Origin of the sequence: Pseudidiomarina salilacus (assembly GCF_047323925.1) — a bacterium.
Lineage (GTDB): Bacteria > Pseudomonadota > Gammaproteobacteria > Enterobacterales > Alteromonadaceae > Pseudidiomarina > Pseudidiomarina salilacus.
In genome coordinates this window covers 1,573,731-1,590,330 of the sequence record NZ_CP178751.1, presented here as the reverse complement: position 1 = coordinate 1,590,330, position 16,600 = coordinate 1,573,731, and the positions used below count along the sequence as shown (strand labels likewise).

Below are 16,600 nucleotides of genomic sequence, written 5' to 3'. Positions count from 1 at the left end.
ACTCTGCAGATGAATACGAGGCCGTAATGCAAGAACTCACGATTCCACGCCCTGATGACTGGCATCTTCACCTACGCGATGGCGATTTGTTAGCAACGACTGTGCCAGCGACTGCGAGCGTGTTCGGACGTGCTGTCATCATGCCGAATCTGGTACCACCAGTGACCACAGTGGATCAGGCGATGGCTTATCGTGAGCGGATTCTTAAGCAAGTACCGGCAACCAGTGATTTTCGTCCGTTGATGGCACTGTATCTGACGCAAAATACAGCAATTGAAACGGTAGTTGCAGCGGCCGAAAATCCCGAGGTTATCGGTTTCAAACTCTACCCATCCGGCGCGACCACCAATTCCGACGCCGGCGTGACCGATATTGAAGCACTCGATGCAGTATTTGCGAAAATGGCGGAGTTGCAGGTACCGCTGTTAGTCCATGGCGAGGTAACAGCGGCAGAAATCGATATTTTTGACCGCGAAAAAGTGTTTATTGACACTAAGCTACGCCCATTAATGGCGCGCCATCCGCAGTTAAAACTCATTCTTGAACATATTACCACTGCCGATGCAGTCGATTTTGTCGAAAGCATGGGCGACAACGTTGCTGCCACCATTACACCACAGCACTTGTTGATGAACCGTAATGATTTGCTGGTGGGCGGTCTACGTCCGCACAACTATTGTTTGCCAATCTTGAAGCGACGTGAACACCAACTGGCTTTACGCCAAGCTGCAGTGTCGGGCAATCCTAAATTCTTTTTAGGCACAGACTCGGCGCCACATGCACAGGACAAAAAAGAAGCTGCCTGTGGTTGCGCCGGTTGTTATTCGGCGCCGGCTGCATTGCAACTGTACGCAGAGTTCTTTGAGCAGATGCAGGCACTTGATAAGTTGGCTGATTTCGCCAGTAATTTTGGCGCAGACTTTTATGGGTATCCGCGCGCGACAGAGCAAGTGACATTGCAGCGCGCCGAGTGGCAAGTTCCTGCGCTGGTCGATACCGCAGTCGGCCCCATGGTTCCGTATTGGGCAGGCCTGAAGTTAAACTGGCAACTGACTAGCAACTGAACAAAATTAACACATATGAACACGCGTTTTTGCAGTGCTTGTTTTTCCGGCGAAAAGTGTCAAACTTGCGTTAAGAAAAGCGTCCAGTACCTAATAAAAATTATAACGAAGCAGGGACAGTGATTTGTTAAATCTTTTTCGTGCGCGTGCAAACAGTCCTTATACCGTGGTGTTCGGCATTCGCCGCACTAAGGTCAATATCGTTGTGGTAGAGAACGCCAGTTCTCAACCGAGCTTGGTGGTATCTGATGAATGTGTGGTAAGCGGCGATGATATTGTTGCTGCCATGCGCAAACTGAGTCATGACTATCAAAAGTACTGCCGTCATCATCCACGTCTGGCGCTGGTGCTCGGCGCCGGGCTGTATCAAAGCGTCACCCTCGATCGTCCGCAATTAAGTGACGCGGAACTGAGCGCAAGCCTGCGCTATCAACTTAGTGATCTAGTTACTTTTGATACCGAGGACTGCATCAGCGACTATTATGAGTTGCCGACGCAAGTTCAGGGGCAGCATAAAATCCACGCTATTGCGACCAGTCGCAAGCAACTTGAGCCCTTGTTGCAAGTAGCACACGAGTTAAGTGACCAACTCCAGGGCGTCTTTGCCGAAGAGCAGGCGCTTGCCACCGTTTTAGAAAATCTGAATGAACCCGCCGCACTGGTTTATCAACAGCCCCAACAAGCAGCATTAGTGCAGGTGTATAACAATGGTGAATTGCAGGTCAACCGCGCCGTACGCTCTCTCGAAAAACTCAGTGAGTTAAGTATCGAAGAAATTCGCATGGGTGGTTTACAGCCATTAAGCGTTGAAATTCAACGCTCAGCCGACTACTTCGAGCGGCAATTACGGCAGCGTCCTATTGCGAGCGTCTATCTCGCGTTGCCGTTGCCAAAGCAACAGGAAGTACTGGAACGTCTGCATGAAGATTTAGGTTTCGAAATTGCTTGGGCAACCTATCCGAGTTGGGCGCAAGAGCTGGCTAATGGAGATTACAGCGATTTTCCAGCACTTGGTGGCGCACTCTTAGCACAGCAAAATGATGCGCAGGAGACCTCCTCATGAAACGCATCGCCAATTTATATACTGCAGAACTTCGGCCCAGCCGTGAATGGCTTACGTTACGCCGGTTGTTGGCTATTAACGTGAGTTTATTGGTGGTATTTATCGTCGCTTGGATAGTGGTGCAAATAGTCGTGAGCCAGCAGCAAAGCACTAGTGTCGAACTCGGCAACACCACCACTGCAGTAGAAGCTCAGCTCCAGCAACGGCAGAGCGAACTCGATAATGCGCTGAATGATCCCGAGCTCAATGACGCATTAGCGGAAACCCAGCAAGTATTTGTACTCAGACAGCGTTTACTTGCGCAAATGCAGCAGTTCACCCAGCAGAATCAGCAAAATTACTCGCAGCTGTTAGTCGATCTTGCCGCAGCCGATCAGGATGCGATTTGGTTGCAACGTATCTACGTCAACGACAATGCGCTCAGCCTTGAAGGGCACACGCTACAACCGCAGCAATTGCCGAGTTGGTTGGCAAGTTTCAGTGGTTACACAAGTCTGCAACAGCGACCGTTTGGCGTGTTTGAACTGCGTGATGAGGGTGAGCAGGGACTGCGCTTCGTCGTCGGACATACCCAAGACAGCCGAACCATGACCAGCACTGCGGGAGGGAGCAACCCATGACCCAGTGGCAGCAAATGCAACAGAAATTTGTTGAGTTACCGCTGAATCGGCGCAAGTTTTGGCTCGTACTGAGTGTGGTTTTCGTCTGCTATTTGGGGCTTTATGTGATGTTATTACCCCAATGGCAAAGTTTTCAGACCGAACAAGTCAAAGTACAACAGCAACAGCAACGTCTAAGTTTGCTCGAACAGCAATTAGAGGCGGTGGAAATACGCCTGTCAGGTGACCCCAAAGCACCACTGCGGCGCAAACTGGCTGATTTAGAAAGTCAGCTACAGCAGGTGAATCAGCGCTTACAAAATGAAACTAATTACGTTAGTGCGGCCGACAATCGTCGATTGTTGCAAGCTTTATTAGGCAGCGCCCGTGACCTAAGTGTGAAGTCGGCGCAAGCACTCCCAGCTGAACGTGTTTATGGTGACGGCGAAGCCACTGAAGGCGCTATTTACAAGCACCGTTTGCAGTTAGTCGTAAGCGGAAATTACCAGCAAGTTTTCGAGTACTTCCAGCAACTTGAGCAATTACCCTGGTCGTTTTACTGGCAACGCATGGATTATCAAGTGACCGATTATCCGCAAGCAGAGGTGCTGCTCGAGATTTACACCCTAAGTTTGGAGCGTGACTATGTTGCAAGTTAGCTGGCAGATTGGCGTTACGATTGGTTTGCTTGCGGTAGCGACAGTAAGTAGCGCGCAACAATTAAAAGACCCAACGGCACCACCGGAATACCGTCCAGCTGCGACGAGTAATGCTGAAGCTGCGACCAACTTACGCTTACAATCAATTCAGTCAACTGCACAGGGTAACGTAGCGACGATCAACGGATCGCGAGTGCGGGCCGGCGACAGTTTGCCGCCCTTTACAATTCTAAAGATAACCATGGATCAAGTGACAGTCCGGCACACCACCACCGGTGGTGAAATGCAACTCGTCATGTTTAGTGAGCGACCGCTGGAAAGCGAGTCGTCCACGGGATCAGGGGGACAGAACTAATGCGCACAGGATTTATTTTTGTTTCGACTTTGTTGTTGGCTGCATGTGCTCAGCAACCGGATCGGCAACCGGTCGAGGCACAAGCGGCACTAGAAGTGCCGAAGACATCATCCACGACCGAGCGTCCACCGCTACCTGAATCGGTACGCGCGACCCTGCGCCCTGATTTAGCCACCAGTGGTGAAGTAAGTGAGCAGTTGCTGGCGGAGCCACGATTTTCAGTGAATGCCAATGGCATTGATGCCCGTGACTTTTTTGCTGGGTTAGCGGCTGATACGCCCTACAACATTGTGGTTCACCCAGATGTTGCTGGTGCCATTACAGTTAGCTTAAAAGATGTCACCTTAGCTGAGACGCTAGAAGTCATTAGTGACATTTACGGCTACGACGTACAACGTGACCGTCGGATGATTCGGGTATTTCCTTCTGGATTGCGTACTGAAACGATAGCATTGGATTATTTAGCACTGCAGCGCATGGGCTTATCGCAAACCAGCGTAAGCTCGGGCGGCGTCAAAGAGAACGATGAGCAAAATAATCTCTACGGTGGCGGTGCTAGTAACTACAACAACGCCTTGTTAGGCAATCAAGGTGGGGTCAGTAATCAAGGCAACTTAAGTCAGAGCGGCTTGGGTGGTATTAATAATGGTATGCAAACCAATGGCTCGTCTATTTCCACGCAATCGCAAACCGACCTTTGGGGCGACCTGAAAGAGACCATCGAAGGCGTGGTTGGCAGTGGTGATGGGCGTCGAGTCGTGGTTTCACCGCAAGCGGGACTTATTTCCATTACGGCATTGCCAAGTGAATTACGTGCTGCGCGCGAATTCCTTGCGTCTGCGCAAGAGCGCCTACAACGTCAGGTCATTTTGGAAGCGCGAATTGTTGAAGTTGCACTTAATGACAGTTATCAGCAAGGCATCAACTGGGGTGATTTGTTTAAGCTGGGTAACGCCAGTGGCAGCATAGGCTTCTCTGGTGGCTCCGTTGACAATGAAAACGGCGTCTTTGGCGTATCACTTGACGTCGGCGACTTCAGTGGCGTGCTGAATCTATTGCAGAATCAAGGCAATGTGCAGGTCTTGTCAAATCCGCGGGTGAGCGCTGCGAATAATCAAAAAGCCGTGATAAAAATTGGTGAAGATGAGTATTTCGTGACCGATGTCTCGACCACGACAGTGACTGGAACGGCAACGACCTCGACCCCAAACATCGAATTAACACCGTTTTTCTCGGGGATTTCTTTAGATATCACCCCGCAAATCAGTGATAACGGCGAGGTCATCTTACACGTGCATCCGTCGGTTGTTGAAACCTCGGAACAGAATAAGACCATTACCTTAAACCAGGAATCGTTCATTTTACCGCTAGCGCAGAGCAATATTCGCGAAAGTGACACTATTGTCCGCGCCCGCAACGGTGAAATCGTGGTGTTAGGTGGCTTGATGCAAACCAGCTACACCGATAGCGAATCCAAAGCGCCGTTACTCGGTGATATCCCAGTAGTGGGGAATTTATTTAAAAATCAGCGCCGCAGTGAACAGAAAAAAGAGTTGGTGATTCTGATCCGCCCAGTTGTCGTTGGTGTCGACACTTGGCAGCAAGAGTTGCAACGCTCGAGTGAGCTGTTGCGTGGCTGGTATAACGACTAATTACGCTTATGTATCAAACGCATTTTGGACTCATAGAGTTACCTTTTACGTTGACTCCCAATACCAGTTTTTACTGCGACTTGGAGAGTCACCGTAACGCGTTTGAGGTATTAGTCACGGCCCTTGAGGCGGGTGAGGGCTTTATCAAAGTGGTAGGTGAAGTTGGCACCGGTAAAACGCTGTTGTGCCGCAAGTTGTTAAACGAGCTGCCCGATCACTATGTTACTGCCTACATTCCAAATCCTTACCTGACTCCCAGCGAAATGCGGGCTCATATTGCCCGTGAGTTGCAAGTAAAGATGCCACAAGTGCGCAGTGAGCAATTACTGACCCAAGCCATCCAGGAGCGGTTGGTAGAGATCAGCCGCGAAGGTAAGCTGGCGGTCATCGTCGTTGACGAAGCGCAAGCGCTACCGAGCCATACCTTGGAGGCATTGCGACTGGTCTCAAACTTAGAAACTGAATCACGGAAGTTGCTGCATATCGTATTATTTGGTCAGCCAGAGCTCGATGAACGCTTGGCCACCCGAGAACATCGCCAATTACGCCAGCGCATCACCTTTAGTTACAACTTACAGGCGATGTCGATGACCGAATTAGCGCGCTATATTTCGCATCGCTTGCATGTTGCCGGTTACCAAGGGCCTGCTTTGTTCTCGGCGCGCGTGGTCAAGTTATTACACCAAGCAAGTCGCGGTGTGCCGCGTTTGGTCAATGTTTTGTGCCATAAGGTGCTGTTACTTTGTTACGGCGAGGGGGTCTACCAAGTGAAACCTAAGCACGTGCGGCTCGCGGTGGCTGACACCGAAGATGTCAGCCTTGGCAAATCCCATTGGTGGTGGAGCCTAGTGAGTATTGCAGGTCTCGCTATCGCGGTAGTCTGGAGTTGGCAGGCCGGTTGGCTAACGGAGTATTGGTCATGAGTGTGATTAACCGCATGCTGCGCGACCTCGACCAGCGCCAGAAAACTGAACACAAAGCTGCTGGCGCTCCAGCAGCTGCAGCACCGACTCCGTTTCCGTGGGCGTGGCTATTAGGTGCATTTGTAATCGCGGCGATAGCGGTGGTCGCGGTAGTGCTTATTTTACAACAGCGCCAGCCTGTGGCTGAGCCTGGCGCGGTTGAGCAACAGTCAGAGTCAGTGATGACGACTACCCTGCCTGAATCCGAACCAGCGCCGGTAGCAGATCCGGAGCCGGTGGCTACAACGAGCCTCGAAATGGTTGAGCTTCAAACTCCCATCGAACCTGAGCTTGAAGCAACACCAGTGGCTGAACCAGAGCCAGAGCCAACGCCAACGCCAACTCCAGAGTCGAAAACACCAACGGAGTCCGAAGTAGCAGTCGCTGAGCCAGCGCCGCCGGCGGCAACCGAAGAACCCAAAGGCACCATGCAAGTTGAACAAGTGCGACTGAGCCCTGCGGAATTAGCGGAAGTAAAATTAAAGCAAGCGCGCGAAGCGATGCAAGCGGGTGAGCGAGAGCGCGCCGGAAGTTTATTCGAGCAAGTCATCGCGCTGGCGCCGGAACACATTGATGCGCGTAGCGAGCTAGCTGCCTATTGGTATGGTCGCGGACGGGTTAGTGATGCCCTCGCGGTACTTGAGCAAGGGCTGCAATTGCGTCCCCAGCAATCGCGTTGGTTACTGCTCTACGCGCGTATTCTATTTAATGGTGGTGCCTACGGTAGCTTACTGAGCGCGCTCGAGCAGATGCCTTTACAAGCTGCAGAGAGTGGCGAGCTGATGCAATTACGCGCCGCTGCTGCCAATGAACAACAGCAATTTAGCGCTGCCGCACAAGATTATCAGTGGCTGGCTGAGCGTGACGAGTCAGCGCGTTGGTGGTTAGCGGCTGCAGTCGCTTATGAAGACGCTGAACAGCCTGAACAGGCGCTGAGTGCCTATCAGCAAGCGCTGGCCAGTGATGATTTGAATGCAGATGGACGTCGCTATGCGGCACAGCGGTTACAAGTTTTGGGAGGTCAGTAATAATGCGCCCACGGTTAAAAATGCGTTTGGGTGATTTGCTCGTACAAGAGAGCATCATTACTGAACAGCAGTTAAAACAAGCGCTAGACGAGCAGCGCACTAGTGGCCGGAAACTTGGGGTGACGCTGGTCGATCTCGGTTTCATTTCCGAACAAGAGCTTCTCGAATTTCTCGCGCGGCAATTGAGTCTTCCCCTTATCGATTTGGCCGAACGCAAAATTACCAGTGATGTCGCCAACTTGCTGCCAGAAGTTCAAGCACGCCGTCATCGTGCCTTGGTCATCGAAGCTGATGAAAGCTCCGCATTGGTAGCGATGAGCGATCCTGCCGACCTTGCCGCAGTGGATGCCATCAGTCAGTTTTTGCAACCGCGCGAAGTCCGTTTAGCTGTCGCACCTGACCAGCAACTGTTGGACGCTTTCGATAATCTATATCGACGCACCAAAGACATTGCTCAGTTTGCCAGCCAGTTACAAACTGAGTACCAGAAAGACGAAGCAGTCGATTTGGCGGCTTTGTCGATTGAAGACGAAAGCGACGATGCCACCGTTGCCAAACTATTGCAGTCGATATTTGCCGATGCCGTGCAAGTGCGCGCGTCGGATATCCACCTTGAGCCCGATGATCATGCGTTACGCATTCGAATGCGGGTGGATGGCGTCCTGCAAGAAAACGTGCTGAAAGAAACCAATATTGCCAGCGCTCTGGTGTTGCGTCTGAAGCTAATGGCAGGCCTGGATATTTCTGAAAAACGGCTGCCACAAGACGGTCGTTTCCATATTAAAGTGCGCGACCACGCGATTGATGTGCGGATGTCGACCATGCCCGTGCAATATGGTGAGTCCTGCGTTATGCGTTTGCTTGATCAGTCCGCCGGTATTTTGCAACTCGAGCAAACAGGTATTCCGGACACATTACTGAAACGCATCCGTGGCATCATTAATAAGCCCTACGGAATGTTGATTGTCACTGGACCGACCGGCTCAGGTAAAACTACGACGCTTTATGGTGTACTGAATGAACTTAATCGTTCAGAGAAGAAAATTATCACAGTGGAAGACCCGGTAGAATACCGTCTGCCGCGTATTTCGCAAGTGCAGGTGAACAGCAAAATTGGCTTGAGCTTTTCGCGGGTCCTACGTACCACTTTGCGCCAAGACCCCGACATTATTATGGTGGGTGAGATGCGCGACGGTGAAACCGTCGAAATCGGTTTGCGTGGCGCCATCACTGGTCACTTAGTGCTGACCACGTTGCATACCAACGATTCGATCACCAGCGCTTTACGCTTAATTGATATGGGCGCAGCACCTTATTTGGTCGGTGCGGCGATGAAAGGGGTACTGGCACAACGTTTGATTCGTAAAGTTTGTGAGAACTGTAAAGAGCAGGCGCACATAGAGGCCGCGGATTTAGCATTGTTACGACGCATGCGTCCAGATTTACCGGAAGATGGTGCGGGCTTTGTCAAAGGTCGAGGTTGCCGTAATTGTAACGATACTGGCTATCGCGGTCGTATCGGGGTATTTGAATTGCTCGAAATGAACGATGCCATGGTGAATGCGATGCGCGATGCAAACATGCGAGAGTTTGCGGCCGCTGCCAAGCAATCTCCGCATTACCGACCACTGGCACAGTCGGCATTGGACTATGCCTTACAGGGTGTCACTACGGTCGATGAAGTATTGTTCTTAGCCGAAACCATCGAAGAAGAGGACGACCCAACGGATATCGAATTAGATATTACCGCCGAGGGTGAACATGGCTGAGTTTGACTATCGCGGTCGCGATGCGAGCGGCGAGCTGGTAACAGGTGCCTTGGAAGCTAACTCCGAGCGAGCTGCAGCGGACACCTTGATTCGTCGAGGGGTGACACCCTTAACGATTGTGTTACGCCAAGAAAAGTCGGCAAATGCGGGTTTTTCGCTATTCGAAGAAAGCATTAATCTAGACGACCTGATTGTCTTTACGCGGCAGATGTACTCGTTGACCAAAGCCGGTATTCCAATTTTGCGCGCCATCGACGGGCTAGCCGATAATAGTCCGAAAAAACGTATGCGGGCAGTACTGAAAGATGTGGGCGAGCAATTAGAACGGGGCCGTGAATTATCGGCGGCCATGGCCGGACACCCTAAAGTGTTTCCGCGGTTACTGATTGCCGTAGTACATGTCGGTGAAAACACCGGTCAGTTGGAAGAGGCATTTGAGCAATTATCCGAGTATTTAAGCAAAGAGCAGGATACTCGCAAACAAGTTAAGTCTGCATTGCGTTACCCAATGTTTATTATCAGTGCGTTGGTTATCGCAATGTTTATTTTGAATATTTGGGTGATTCCAACTTTTGCGAGAATGTTTGAGCAGTTTGGCGCCGAGTTGCCATTACCCACCCGGATCTTGATTGGTACCTCTGACTTTTTCGTCACTTGGTGGCCCGCGATCATTATTTTTATGGTATTGGCGTGGATTGGATTTAAACGCTTTACCACGAGTAATGACGGCCGACTGATATGGGATCGTTGGAAAACGCGCATGCCGGTCTTTGGTGATTTAGTGAAACGCAGTTTGCTATCGCGCTTTTCGCGCAGCTTTGCGGTGATGTTGCGCGCTGGCGTACCCTTGACTCAGTCATTGCATTTAGTCGCCGATGCGGTTGACAACTATTGGATGGCCGAGCGCATCGAAGATATGCGCCGCACCATCGAGCGCGGTGAGGGTATCACCCGCGCCGCGCAGAGTACTAAGCTGTTCACCCCGCTGGTTATGCAAATGATCAGTGTTGGCGAAGAGACTGGCCGAGTAGACGAACTATTGAATGAAGTTGCGGACTATTATGAACGCGAAGTAGATTATGATCTGAAAAGTTTAACAGCCCGTATCGAGCCGATCATGTTGGTAATCGTTGCGGTAATGGTGGCCATTATGGCACTCGGCATATTTACACCGATGTGGGATATGATGGATGCTTACAAAGGTCGCTAACAACAAACTGGCTATACAGACACTGCTGACGATGAGGAACAACATTATGAATGCCCAACAAACCAAGCAGCAGCGCGGTTTTACCCTAATTGAACTGATTATTGTGATTGTCATTCTGGGGCTGTTGGCAGCATCAGCGCTGCCGCGCTTTACTCGCGTCAGTGCAGACGCCGAAGATGCAGCCGTAGAGGGCGTAGCAGGTGGTTTTGCCAGTGCGGTTAGTCTAGTACGTGCAGAATGGGAATTACGCGGTCGACCGCAGGGCAACACCGATGGCTCAGGAGCCGTGGTAGTGATGGACGGTGTACCCGTGAATGTGGACGGGAACACCGGCTACCCAGTCAGTGGCAACAACAACAGTGAAGCACACGATCAAAACATGAGTAGCGAAGATTGCCGCACCATCATGCAAGCAATCTTACAAGGCGCGCCAACTGCCACCAGTAATTTTGGCTTACTCGGCGAAAACCGCTATTATGTCGCCCGCGAAAACAATGGTACCAATGATATTTGTGTCTATTTTCTCGCCAATACGATTCAGAATTTAGCGTCAGCGCCAACAGGTAATGATTATTTGAGCGTTGGCAACGTATTTGTTTATAACCCGCGTACTGGCGGCGTGAGCATTTTCAGCAACAACTAAGAAAAGGAAGAGCAAAATGTCAATCGTTAAAGCACGCCAAAACGGCTTTACTTTGATCGAGCTCATTATTGTTATTGTGGTGCTTGGTATACTGGCAGTGACTGCTGCACCGCAGTTTATTAATTTCTCGAGTGATGCGCGCGAGAGCGCACTACGTGGCTTGCAAGCGAGCATGAAGTCAGCCGTCGAGCTCGGCTATGCGAAAGCAGCCATCGAAAACAAGTTATCTGGTGAAGCGACCATTACCGCCGCAGACGGCACAAGCATTGCGTTAGCCAACGGCTATCCCAAAGCAAGCGCAGTACAAGCGGCGGCCGGTGCCTCATCAGACTTCGTATTCGCTGAGCAAACGGCCGGTGTTTACACCGGTGGTTCGCCATCGAATGGTACCTATGTCGGCACCTTTGTAAGTCTAATAGATGGTACGGTAAGTGCTGCAGTTATAGCTGCAACAAACTGCTACATTACCTATACTGACAACGCAGACGACACCGGCAAGCCAACGCCAACGGTAACTGTGAGTGGTTGCTAGTTTTATAAATGAATGGAGAACACCCTATGAACCAACAAAAAGGTTTTACCTTAATTGAATTAATTATCGTGATCGTTGTATTAGGTATCCTTGCGGTTACTGCAGCGCCACAGTTCATCAACTTCCAGTCTGACGCCCGTGAAGCGACAGTGAAAGGTGCACAAGCCTCAATCCAAGGCGCCATGCAACTCGCCTACGCCAAGTCCCTGATTGATGGTTCGGATGCAGTTGGCAAAACAGCTACAACGCCACCTACGGTTGCGACTGAGAATGGCCCAGTGAATATCAGCTTTGGCTATCCAACAGCTTTAGACGGTTCAGCTGTCGATGCAATCGGTATTCAAAGAGCTGCTGGTTTAGCGGCATCTGAGTGGATTGCAACTGTTGAGGGCACAAATGCGGTGCGCTTCTCACCAGCAGGTGCTGCATTGGGCTGTCACGTACAATATACTGAAGCTGCAGATGCTGACACACCAGCTACAGTAACATTGTCAACCACTTTGGAAGACGATTGCTAAGCGTATGTTCATAAGGTGATCGTACACGCAACGAAAAGGGCGCCTAGGCGCCCTTTTTCATATCCGTCATCTCTTCGAACAGCAAACAGCAAACAGCTAACAGCTAACAGCCAACAGCGAACCACCCAATCCGCATCCGCGCACCCTAACCAACAACGACTAACGACTAACGCTCATCAATCAACCCCGAACAGCGCAGCGTACGAATCCCGAACAGCGAAGCGCACGAACCCCGAACCCTCAATTCACTTCCTTCCAAAACAACACCCGCGAATTCCCCCGATACTGGCCAAAGCCGCCCAAAGCACGTGGATCCAAATGCACCGCTCCCGACTCATCACGCCACTCGAACTCAAGCCATGCCGGAGCATCATATTCATATATAAATTCACCCGTATTGCCGGTGCCGGGCGCCAACCAACGCAGCGTATCAAACGGCAGAGCGCCATCGGTCAGCGTGCTGTCGCTGCCAGCGGCAACGGGCGTTAAGTTATTCGGGTCAGCAATCACATTTAAGCCAGCAACTAGCGCGCTAGAGCAACTATCATCGGTGTGGGTGACAAAGCGACTGCCGTCGAAATATTCAGCGTACAGCGGTATCGAAAGGTCTTCATTCTCAGGACCATAGGTATTTTCCAGTACCAAGCGGCCGTAACGGAGCTGTGCGGTGCCATTGAGCGGAGCAGCTGCTCCTGCCAAAGCTGCCAAGGTGAGGTCGCTACCTGCAAAGTTACGGTTATCGATTTCACTTAACACGCGCAGGCCCAGCTGCAAGCTCGCGAAGGGGCCATCGATATTGCCGTCTGGGTGGCGGTTAAAGCCCGCGTTGGCCGCATTAAACGTCATCACTCCTGCGGTCCAAGCTTGCTGCGCCGCTAAGTTGAGCAAACGGTCAGCAAAGCGATCGGTAGCAGTGTCAGCAGGTGCTAAATTGGCTGCCGCGAAGCCAACTTCAGCGGTACCACTATACCCACTGGAATCATAGTTTTCGGTAATATTGCCGTCACTATCGACCGCGTAAAGCTCGTAGCTGACCGTCAGCGCTGGCTCGGACATATAAGTAAAGTCGCCGGCCACACAGCTATTCGCCACGGCCGAGGTGTTCAGCGCAAAACGGAAAGGTGCGAAGCGGCCTACAGTCGCGTTTTGCTTGGCAGCAACATCACCGGCGCCTAAATAGCTATTGCCATTCAAGCCGGGTGCGAGTTCGATGGTGCCGACGTCGAGCCACCGTGCGCTGTCGGTGCGCAAGCTACCGGCTCGAGTGGTATCTAACTGCCAGCCTTGGCTACCGATAAAATCGCTTGCTGGAGCGCTTGCAGTACTCGGATAAAGGGTTTGCACATAACTTGCTTGTGCTTCGGCAGCAGGTGTCTCGCGTCCGAAGTTGGGCGTCGCATCGCCATTCGCATTTTCAGAGGTAATGATAAGTGAGAAGTTATCGCCAGCACTGGCAAAGGCGCTGCCGCTGCTGGTCGTTGTACTGGCCGATTGATTCGCGCCATCAACGGCAAATAGCCGTAAAGTATGAGGCTTCACCACAAAGTCGTTCACGCTGGTACCGGTCAGGGTAACCTCTGGATCATCAATACTCGATTCATCTGCATTGGGCGCTTCACTTAGGTTGATGCGACCATGCAAGCGTAGTGCGCCGACATCGCTATAGTTGGCAACTAGCGGCGCATTGCCGTTGGCGTCAAAAGTGACGGGGACATTCGCGTAACTAAGTGTTGCACCGGCATCATTGAGCGGCACATTAGCGCCATTCGCGATGAAGTTTTGACCCGCTTGGCAAGTCAGTGGATTGCGACAGGAGGTTGCCAGTTCAAGCACCTGTGCCCCGGTGAGTCGTGCTTCGCAAGCACCGGTCTGAGTGTTAGTTTCAACGGCACGCGCGAGCACATCAAAATCGGTACCGGCAAAGGACGGTGGAATGGCGCTTAAGCCATCGTTGGCAGTAAAGATCAGTCCTGCAGTACGAAACTCAATTTCACAATTAGTCGTGGCGGTGCCTGCGCTGTCGTAACACTCGGTAGGGTTTTGTGCCGAAGGAGCACCATTACTGAGGCTCACTGTTGTGGTGCCACCGTCGACGTAACGCAGTCCGAGAATACCTTGTCCGCCGGTAAAGCCAAGCACGCCACCGTTGGCGAAAGTGCTTCCGGTAGCAGAGCTCGATAAAGTGACCTCAGCGGTATCGGTGTAGCGACTTGCGCAACTCGCGTCAAGACAGGCGACGACTTGGACTGGTGCGGCAACGCAGCTGACGACCGATAACGGATGCTGAATCCGATAGTGATGGATGTCAGTCACCTCAGTGTCGCAACCAAATGCTTCATTAACCGCATCGCGAACCGCATCTGTATAGTTGATACTGGTATTGTTGCCAATCTCAAGTTCGCCAGCAGTTAGAATGGCTCCCTGTAGATTGGTGTTGTTGCCAAACTCGATAGAAACGTCATCGTAGGGCGCGTATAAAATGCCATTAAACGTTAAAGTTGAACTGGCATTGTTAAAGTTACCAATTTCAAAATCGGCGTCCGGGTACATCAATATTTGGAGGTTTTCTATAGCACCACCGCTATTGAAGAATAGGTCGTTGCCTCCCTCAAGTTCATCCTCTATAAAAATTCGCACGGTGCCTGCGGGGCTTATCGTGATACTAGAGTTATTTCCCATGTCGATATTACGGATGAAATAATCACCTGGGGCGAGTTGCAACGTATTAGATTGGTTGGTGAAGGTTAATTCATCAATGTAATAGGTCCCACCTTGTGTAGAAGCGAAACCGCCGTTGCCTCGAATCTCAATTTCATCATACGTACCTGGAGCAAGATTTATCGGGTTTGTGCGATCGTCACCACCCGAGAAACTGGGAAATACGTTTGGACTAAGAGGAGGAAAGACTGCACTGATATCTTCAACCACGCCATCAGGAGTTGGAGTGTTGCCATCGGTATTATTGGGGTCGCTAATCTCGATGCCATTAATTTCCGAGTTTTGTCCATATTCGAACTCGTCTAAGCCGATGATACCGTAATCGGTAAGATTCGTGAGCGCGTCACACTGCGTCGCGCCACCGCCGCCTGAGCCAGTCTGACAATTTAGTGGCTGTGCACCATCAGAAGTGTCACAAAACGCTGTACCGCCGACAGAATCAGTGCTGCCTGCGTTGTTGGTAATATTCACTGCCGTGGCGTCACCACCAATTTGACCCGCCCAATCAATCACGATATCGCCCGTTGCAGTGGCGTTTCCCGTGATAGCGGCATTACTGGCTTGGAGGCGTATAAACCCAGCCGAGACATTGCCGTCAATCGTGTTGCCTGAGCCAATGATCACATTCTCGTTGGCTGTCACATCACCTGTGAGCGTACTGTTCGATGGTGCTAGGGTGACGCGGTTAGCGCTTACCGAACCGTTCACGGTGCTGCCACTAGCTAAGCTAAATTCATTATCGACGACGATCGGACCATTCAGACTCACCGGCGAGTTACTCTGTAAATTACCAGCGTTGATAGAGCCGGTGATTGAGCTTGAACTGCCAACGCTGAGATTGTTGGTAACATTCAAGTTGCCGGTTACCTGACTGTTAAACCCCAAGGTCAACTGCGTAGCACTGATAGGGCCCGTAATCGTATTGCTCGACACCAGTGAAACCTGTGGCGCAACGAGCGTTCCTGTCACGTCCGTGTTGTTGTTTAACGTGATTTGGTTTTGACTATTCAAATTACCTTGAACTTGGTTATCACTGCCGAGGCTGATCTGACCCACGGCATTCAGATCGCCGAACATTTGCATAGTGCTATCAGAGCTAATCGAGCCGGTCGCGTTAATAGTGAGCGGGGTGTTGGCACCGAGGAATACTTGGGCATTCGATAGCCAGACGTTGCCGGTAACATTCACTTCGGCAATTTTGTCGAATACCAACACATCGTTCCATTGCAAAGTGAGGCCGTTGGGACATTGTGCAGGACTATTGCCTTTTTGACTGCAGCCTGGGGGCAAGTTCTTACGAAAATCGTAGGTAGCAGCTTGTGCACTGCCACTAAGTAGGATGAGCGCAAACGTTAGGCCATAAACAAACTTGTTATTCGATACCATCACTGGCCTCCAACAATAGCTGGCGGGAAAATTCGAAATCACCAGCGGCACATTGTGCGACTGCGAGGATGCGATAGTGGTCGCCGGTATAGGGTGCGCTTAACGATAAACGGTCGCAATAAACATTGATTTGGCAACGGTCGAGTCCGGTGGCCGCGAGGTTTTGCTGTAATACCAGAGCCTGCGGCGTGTTACTCGAGCGCGCAGGGCACAAACTACTATTCGCGGTGTTGCTCGACAGCGGGAATAACTGGGTGAGAAAAATTTCTGCAGCGCTGCGCGCGGCGGCCTCAGTGCGGGTACCGTAGACCTCGGTAATGGTTGTATCGCTACTATCGCGAATTAATTTCACCACAGTGAGGCCGATCAGTGCTAACACCACAATCACGAAGATAGCGATGGCAAGCGCCGCGCCTTGTTGCCGCGCTGCGGAATGAGGCAT

Annotated in this window: 15 protein-coding genes; 13 read left to right on the top strand and 2 right to left on the bottom strand. The window is 51.3% G+C overall.

Annotated features, from left to right (window positions below; genetic code table 11):
• The first annotated feature begins 26 nt into the window (after nucleotides 1–26).
• The 13 genes from pyrC to ACJ8W9_RS07535 all read left to right on the top strand — a co-directional run bounded on the left by pyrC (nucleotide 27) and on the right by ACJ8W9_RS07535 (nucleotide 12,054).
• A complete protein-coding gene (gene pyrC / locus ACJ8W9_RS07595; RefSeq protein WP_411360780.1) occupies nucleotides 27–1,064 on the top strand; it encodes a dihydroorotase in 1,038 nt (345 codons plus the stop codon).
• A gap of 124 nt (nucleotides 1,065–1,188) precedes the next feature.
• A complete protein-coding gene (locus ACJ8W9_RS07590) occupies nucleotides 1,189–2,127 on the top strand; it encodes a hypothetical protein (RefSeq protein ID WP_411360779.1) in 939 nt (312 codons plus the stop codon).
• On the top strand, nucleotides 2,124–2,747 hold the full coding sequence (locus ACJ8W9_RS07585; RefSeq protein ID WP_411360778.1) for a hypothetical protein: 624 nt from the start codon (nucleotides 2,124–2,126) through the stop codon (nucleotides 2,745–2,747). The genes ACJ8W9_RS07590 and ACJ8W9_RS07585 overlap by 4 nt, the downstream gene beginning before the upstream one ends.
• Complete coding sequence (locus ACJ8W9_RS07580) at nucleotides 2,744–3,385, top strand: hypothetical protein (RefSeq protein ID WP_411359252.1); 642 nt, start codon at nucleotides 2,744–2,746, stop codon at nucleotides 3,383–3,385. The genes ACJ8W9_RS07585 and ACJ8W9_RS07580 overlap by 4 nt, the downstream gene beginning before the upstream one ends.
• The gene (locus ACJ8W9_RS07575) at nucleotides 3,372–3,740 is read left to right on the top strand and encodes a hypothetical protein (protein WP_411359251.1); all 369 of its coding nucleotides are present in this window, start codon (nucleotides 3,372–3,374) and stop codon (nucleotides 3,738–3,740) included. Before ACJ8W9_RS07580 ends, ACJ8W9_RS07575 begins: the two co-directional genes overlap by 14 nt.
• Complete coding sequence (gene mshL, locus ACJ8W9_RS07570) at nucleotides 3,740–5,392, top strand: pilus (MSHA type) biogenesis protein MshL (protein ID WP_411359250.1); 1,653 nt, start codon at nucleotides 3,740–3,742, stop codon at nucleotides 5,390–5,392. Before ACJ8W9_RS07575 ends, mshL begins: the two co-directional genes overlap by 1 nt.
• 8 nt (nucleotides 5,393–5,400) lie before the next feature.
• Nucleotides 5,401–6,315 (top strand): ExeA family protein, encoded by a 915-nt coding sequence (locus ACJ8W9_RS07565; protein ID WP_411359249.1) that lies wholly within the window; start codon nucleotides 5,401–5,403, stop codon nucleotides 6,313–6,315.
• Nucleotides 6,312–7,382 carry a tetratricopeptide repeat protein gene (locus ACJ8W9_RS07560; protein WP_411360777.1) on the top strand — a complete coding sequence of 357 codons (1,071 nt, stop codon included), beginning with the start codon at nucleotides 6,312–6,314 and terminating at the stop codon, nucleotides 7,380–7,382. The genes ACJ8W9_RS07565 and ACJ8W9_RS07560 overlap by 4 nt, the downstream gene beginning before the upstream one ends.
• 2 nt (nucleotides 7,383–7,384) lie before the next feature.
• Nucleotides 7,385–9,151 carry a GspE/PulE family protein gene (locus tag ACJ8W9_RS07555; protein WP_411359247.1) on the top strand — a complete coding sequence of 589 codons (1,767 nt, stop codon included), beginning with the start codon at nucleotides 7,385–7,387 and terminating at the stop codon, nucleotides 9,149–9,151.
• A complete protein-coding gene (locus tag ACJ8W9_RS07550; RefSeq protein ID WP_411359246.1) occupies nucleotides 9,144–10,361 on the top strand; it encodes a type II secretion system F family protein in 1,218 nt (405 codons plus the stop codon). Before ACJ8W9_RS07555 ends, ACJ8W9_RS07550 begins: the two co-directional genes overlap by 8 nt.
• 46 nt (nucleotides 10,362–10,407) lie before the next feature.
• Entirely contained in the window at nucleotides 10,408–11,004 is a 597-nt protein-coding gene (locus tag ACJ8W9_RS07545; protein ID WP_034731228.1) for a prepilin-type N-terminal cleavage/methylation domain-containing protein, read from the top strand.
• Nucleotides 11,005–11,020: 16 nt separating this feature from the next.
• Nucleotides 11,021–11,536 carry a Tfp pilus assembly protein FimT/FimU gene (locus ACJ8W9_RS07540; RefSeq protein WP_411360776.1) on the top strand — a complete coding sequence of 172 codons (516 nt, stop codon included), beginning with the start codon at nucleotides 11,021–11,023 and terminating at the stop codon, nucleotides 11,534–11,536.
• A gap of 26 nt (nucleotides 11,537–11,562) precedes the next feature.
• Nucleotides 11,563–12,054 carry a type II secretion system protein gene (locus ACJ8W9_RS07535; protein ID WP_411360775.1) on the top strand — a complete coding sequence of 164 codons (492 nt, stop codon included), beginning with the start codon at nucleotides 11,563–11,565 and terminating at the stop codon, nucleotides 12,052–12,054.
• Nucleotides 12,055–12,294: 240 nt separating this feature from the next.
• Here ACJ8W9_RS07535 and ACJ8W9_RS07530 read toward each other — a convergent pair whose 3' ends face one another.
• Both ACJ8W9_RS07530 and ACJ8W9_RS07525 read right to left on the bottom strand, forming a co-directional pair.
• Nucleotides 12,295–16,158, bottom strand: coding sequence for a DUF6701 domain-containing protein (locus ACJ8W9_RS07530; RefSeq protein WP_411360774.1), 3,864 nt, complete (start codon nucleotides 16,156–16,158; stop codon nucleotides 12,295–12,297).
• Nucleotides 16,145–16,600: a hypothetical protein gene (locus ACJ8W9_RS07525; RefSeq protein WP_156099480.1), complete on the bottom strand. Its 456-nt coding sequence runs from the start codon at nucleotides 16,598–16,600 to the stop codon at nucleotides 16,145–16,147. Before ACJ8W9_RS07525 ends, ACJ8W9_RS07530 begins: the two co-directional genes overlap by 14 nt.

Bases quoted from the DNA above. Each gene is read 5' to 3' on its own strand.
- ACJ8W9_RS07525 (WP_156099480.1), bottom strand. From the start codon at position 16,600: ATGCCTCATTCCGCAGCGCGGCAACAAGGCGCGGCGCTTGCCATCGCT.
- mshL (WP_411359250.1), top strand. From the start codon at position 3,740: ATGCGCACAGGATTTATTTTTGTTTCGACTTTGTTGTTGGCTGCATGT.
- pyrC (WP_411360780.1), top strand. From the start codon at position 27: ATGCAAGAACTCACGATTCCACGCCCTGATGACTGGCATCTTCACCTA.
- ACJ8W9_RS07580 (WP_411359252.1), top strand. From the start codon at position 2,744: ATGACCCAGTGGCAGCAAATGCAACAGAAATTTGTTGAGTTACCGCTG.
- ACJ8W9_RS07585 (WP_411360778.1), top strand. From the start codon at position 2,124: ATGAAACGCATCGCCAATTTATATACTGCAGAACTTCGGCCCAGCCGT.
- ACJ8W9_RS07550 (WP_411359246.1), top strand. From the start codon at position 9,144: ATGGCTGAGTTTGACTATCGCGGTCGCGATGCGAGCGGCGAGCTGGTA.
- ACJ8W9_RS07560 (WP_411360777.1), top strand. From the start codon at position 6,312: ATGAGTGTGATTAACCGCATGCTGCGCGACCTCGACCAGCGCCAGAAA.
- ACJ8W9_RS07555 (WP_411359247.1), top strand. From the start codon at position 7,385: ATGCGCCCACGGTTAAAAATGCGTTTGGGTGATTTGCTCGTACAAGAG.
- ACJ8W9_RS07575 (WP_411359251.1), top strand. From the start codon at position 3,372: ATGTTGCAAGTTAGCTGGCAGATTGGCGTTACGATTGGTTTGCTTGCG.
- ACJ8W9_RS07535 (WP_411360775.1), top strand. From the start codon at position 11,563: ATGAACCAACAAAAAGGTTTTACCTTAATTGAATTAATTATCGTGATC.
- ACJ8W9_RS07565 (WP_411359249.1), top strand. From the start codon at position 5,401: ATGTATCAAACGCATTTTGGACTCATAGAGTTACCTTTTACGTTGACT.
- ACJ8W9_RS07545 (WP_034731228.1), top strand. From the start codon at position 10,408: ATGAATGCCCAACAAACCAAGCAGCAGCGCGGTTTTACCCTAATTGAA.
- ACJ8W9_RS07540 (WP_411360776.1), top strand. From the start codon at position 11,021: ATGTCAATCGTTAAAGCACGCCAAAACGGCTTTACTTTGATCGAGCTC.
- ACJ8W9_RS07530 (WP_411360774.1), bottom strand. From the start codon at position 16,158: ATGGTATCGAATAACAAGTTTGTTTATGGCCTAACGTTTGCGCTCATC.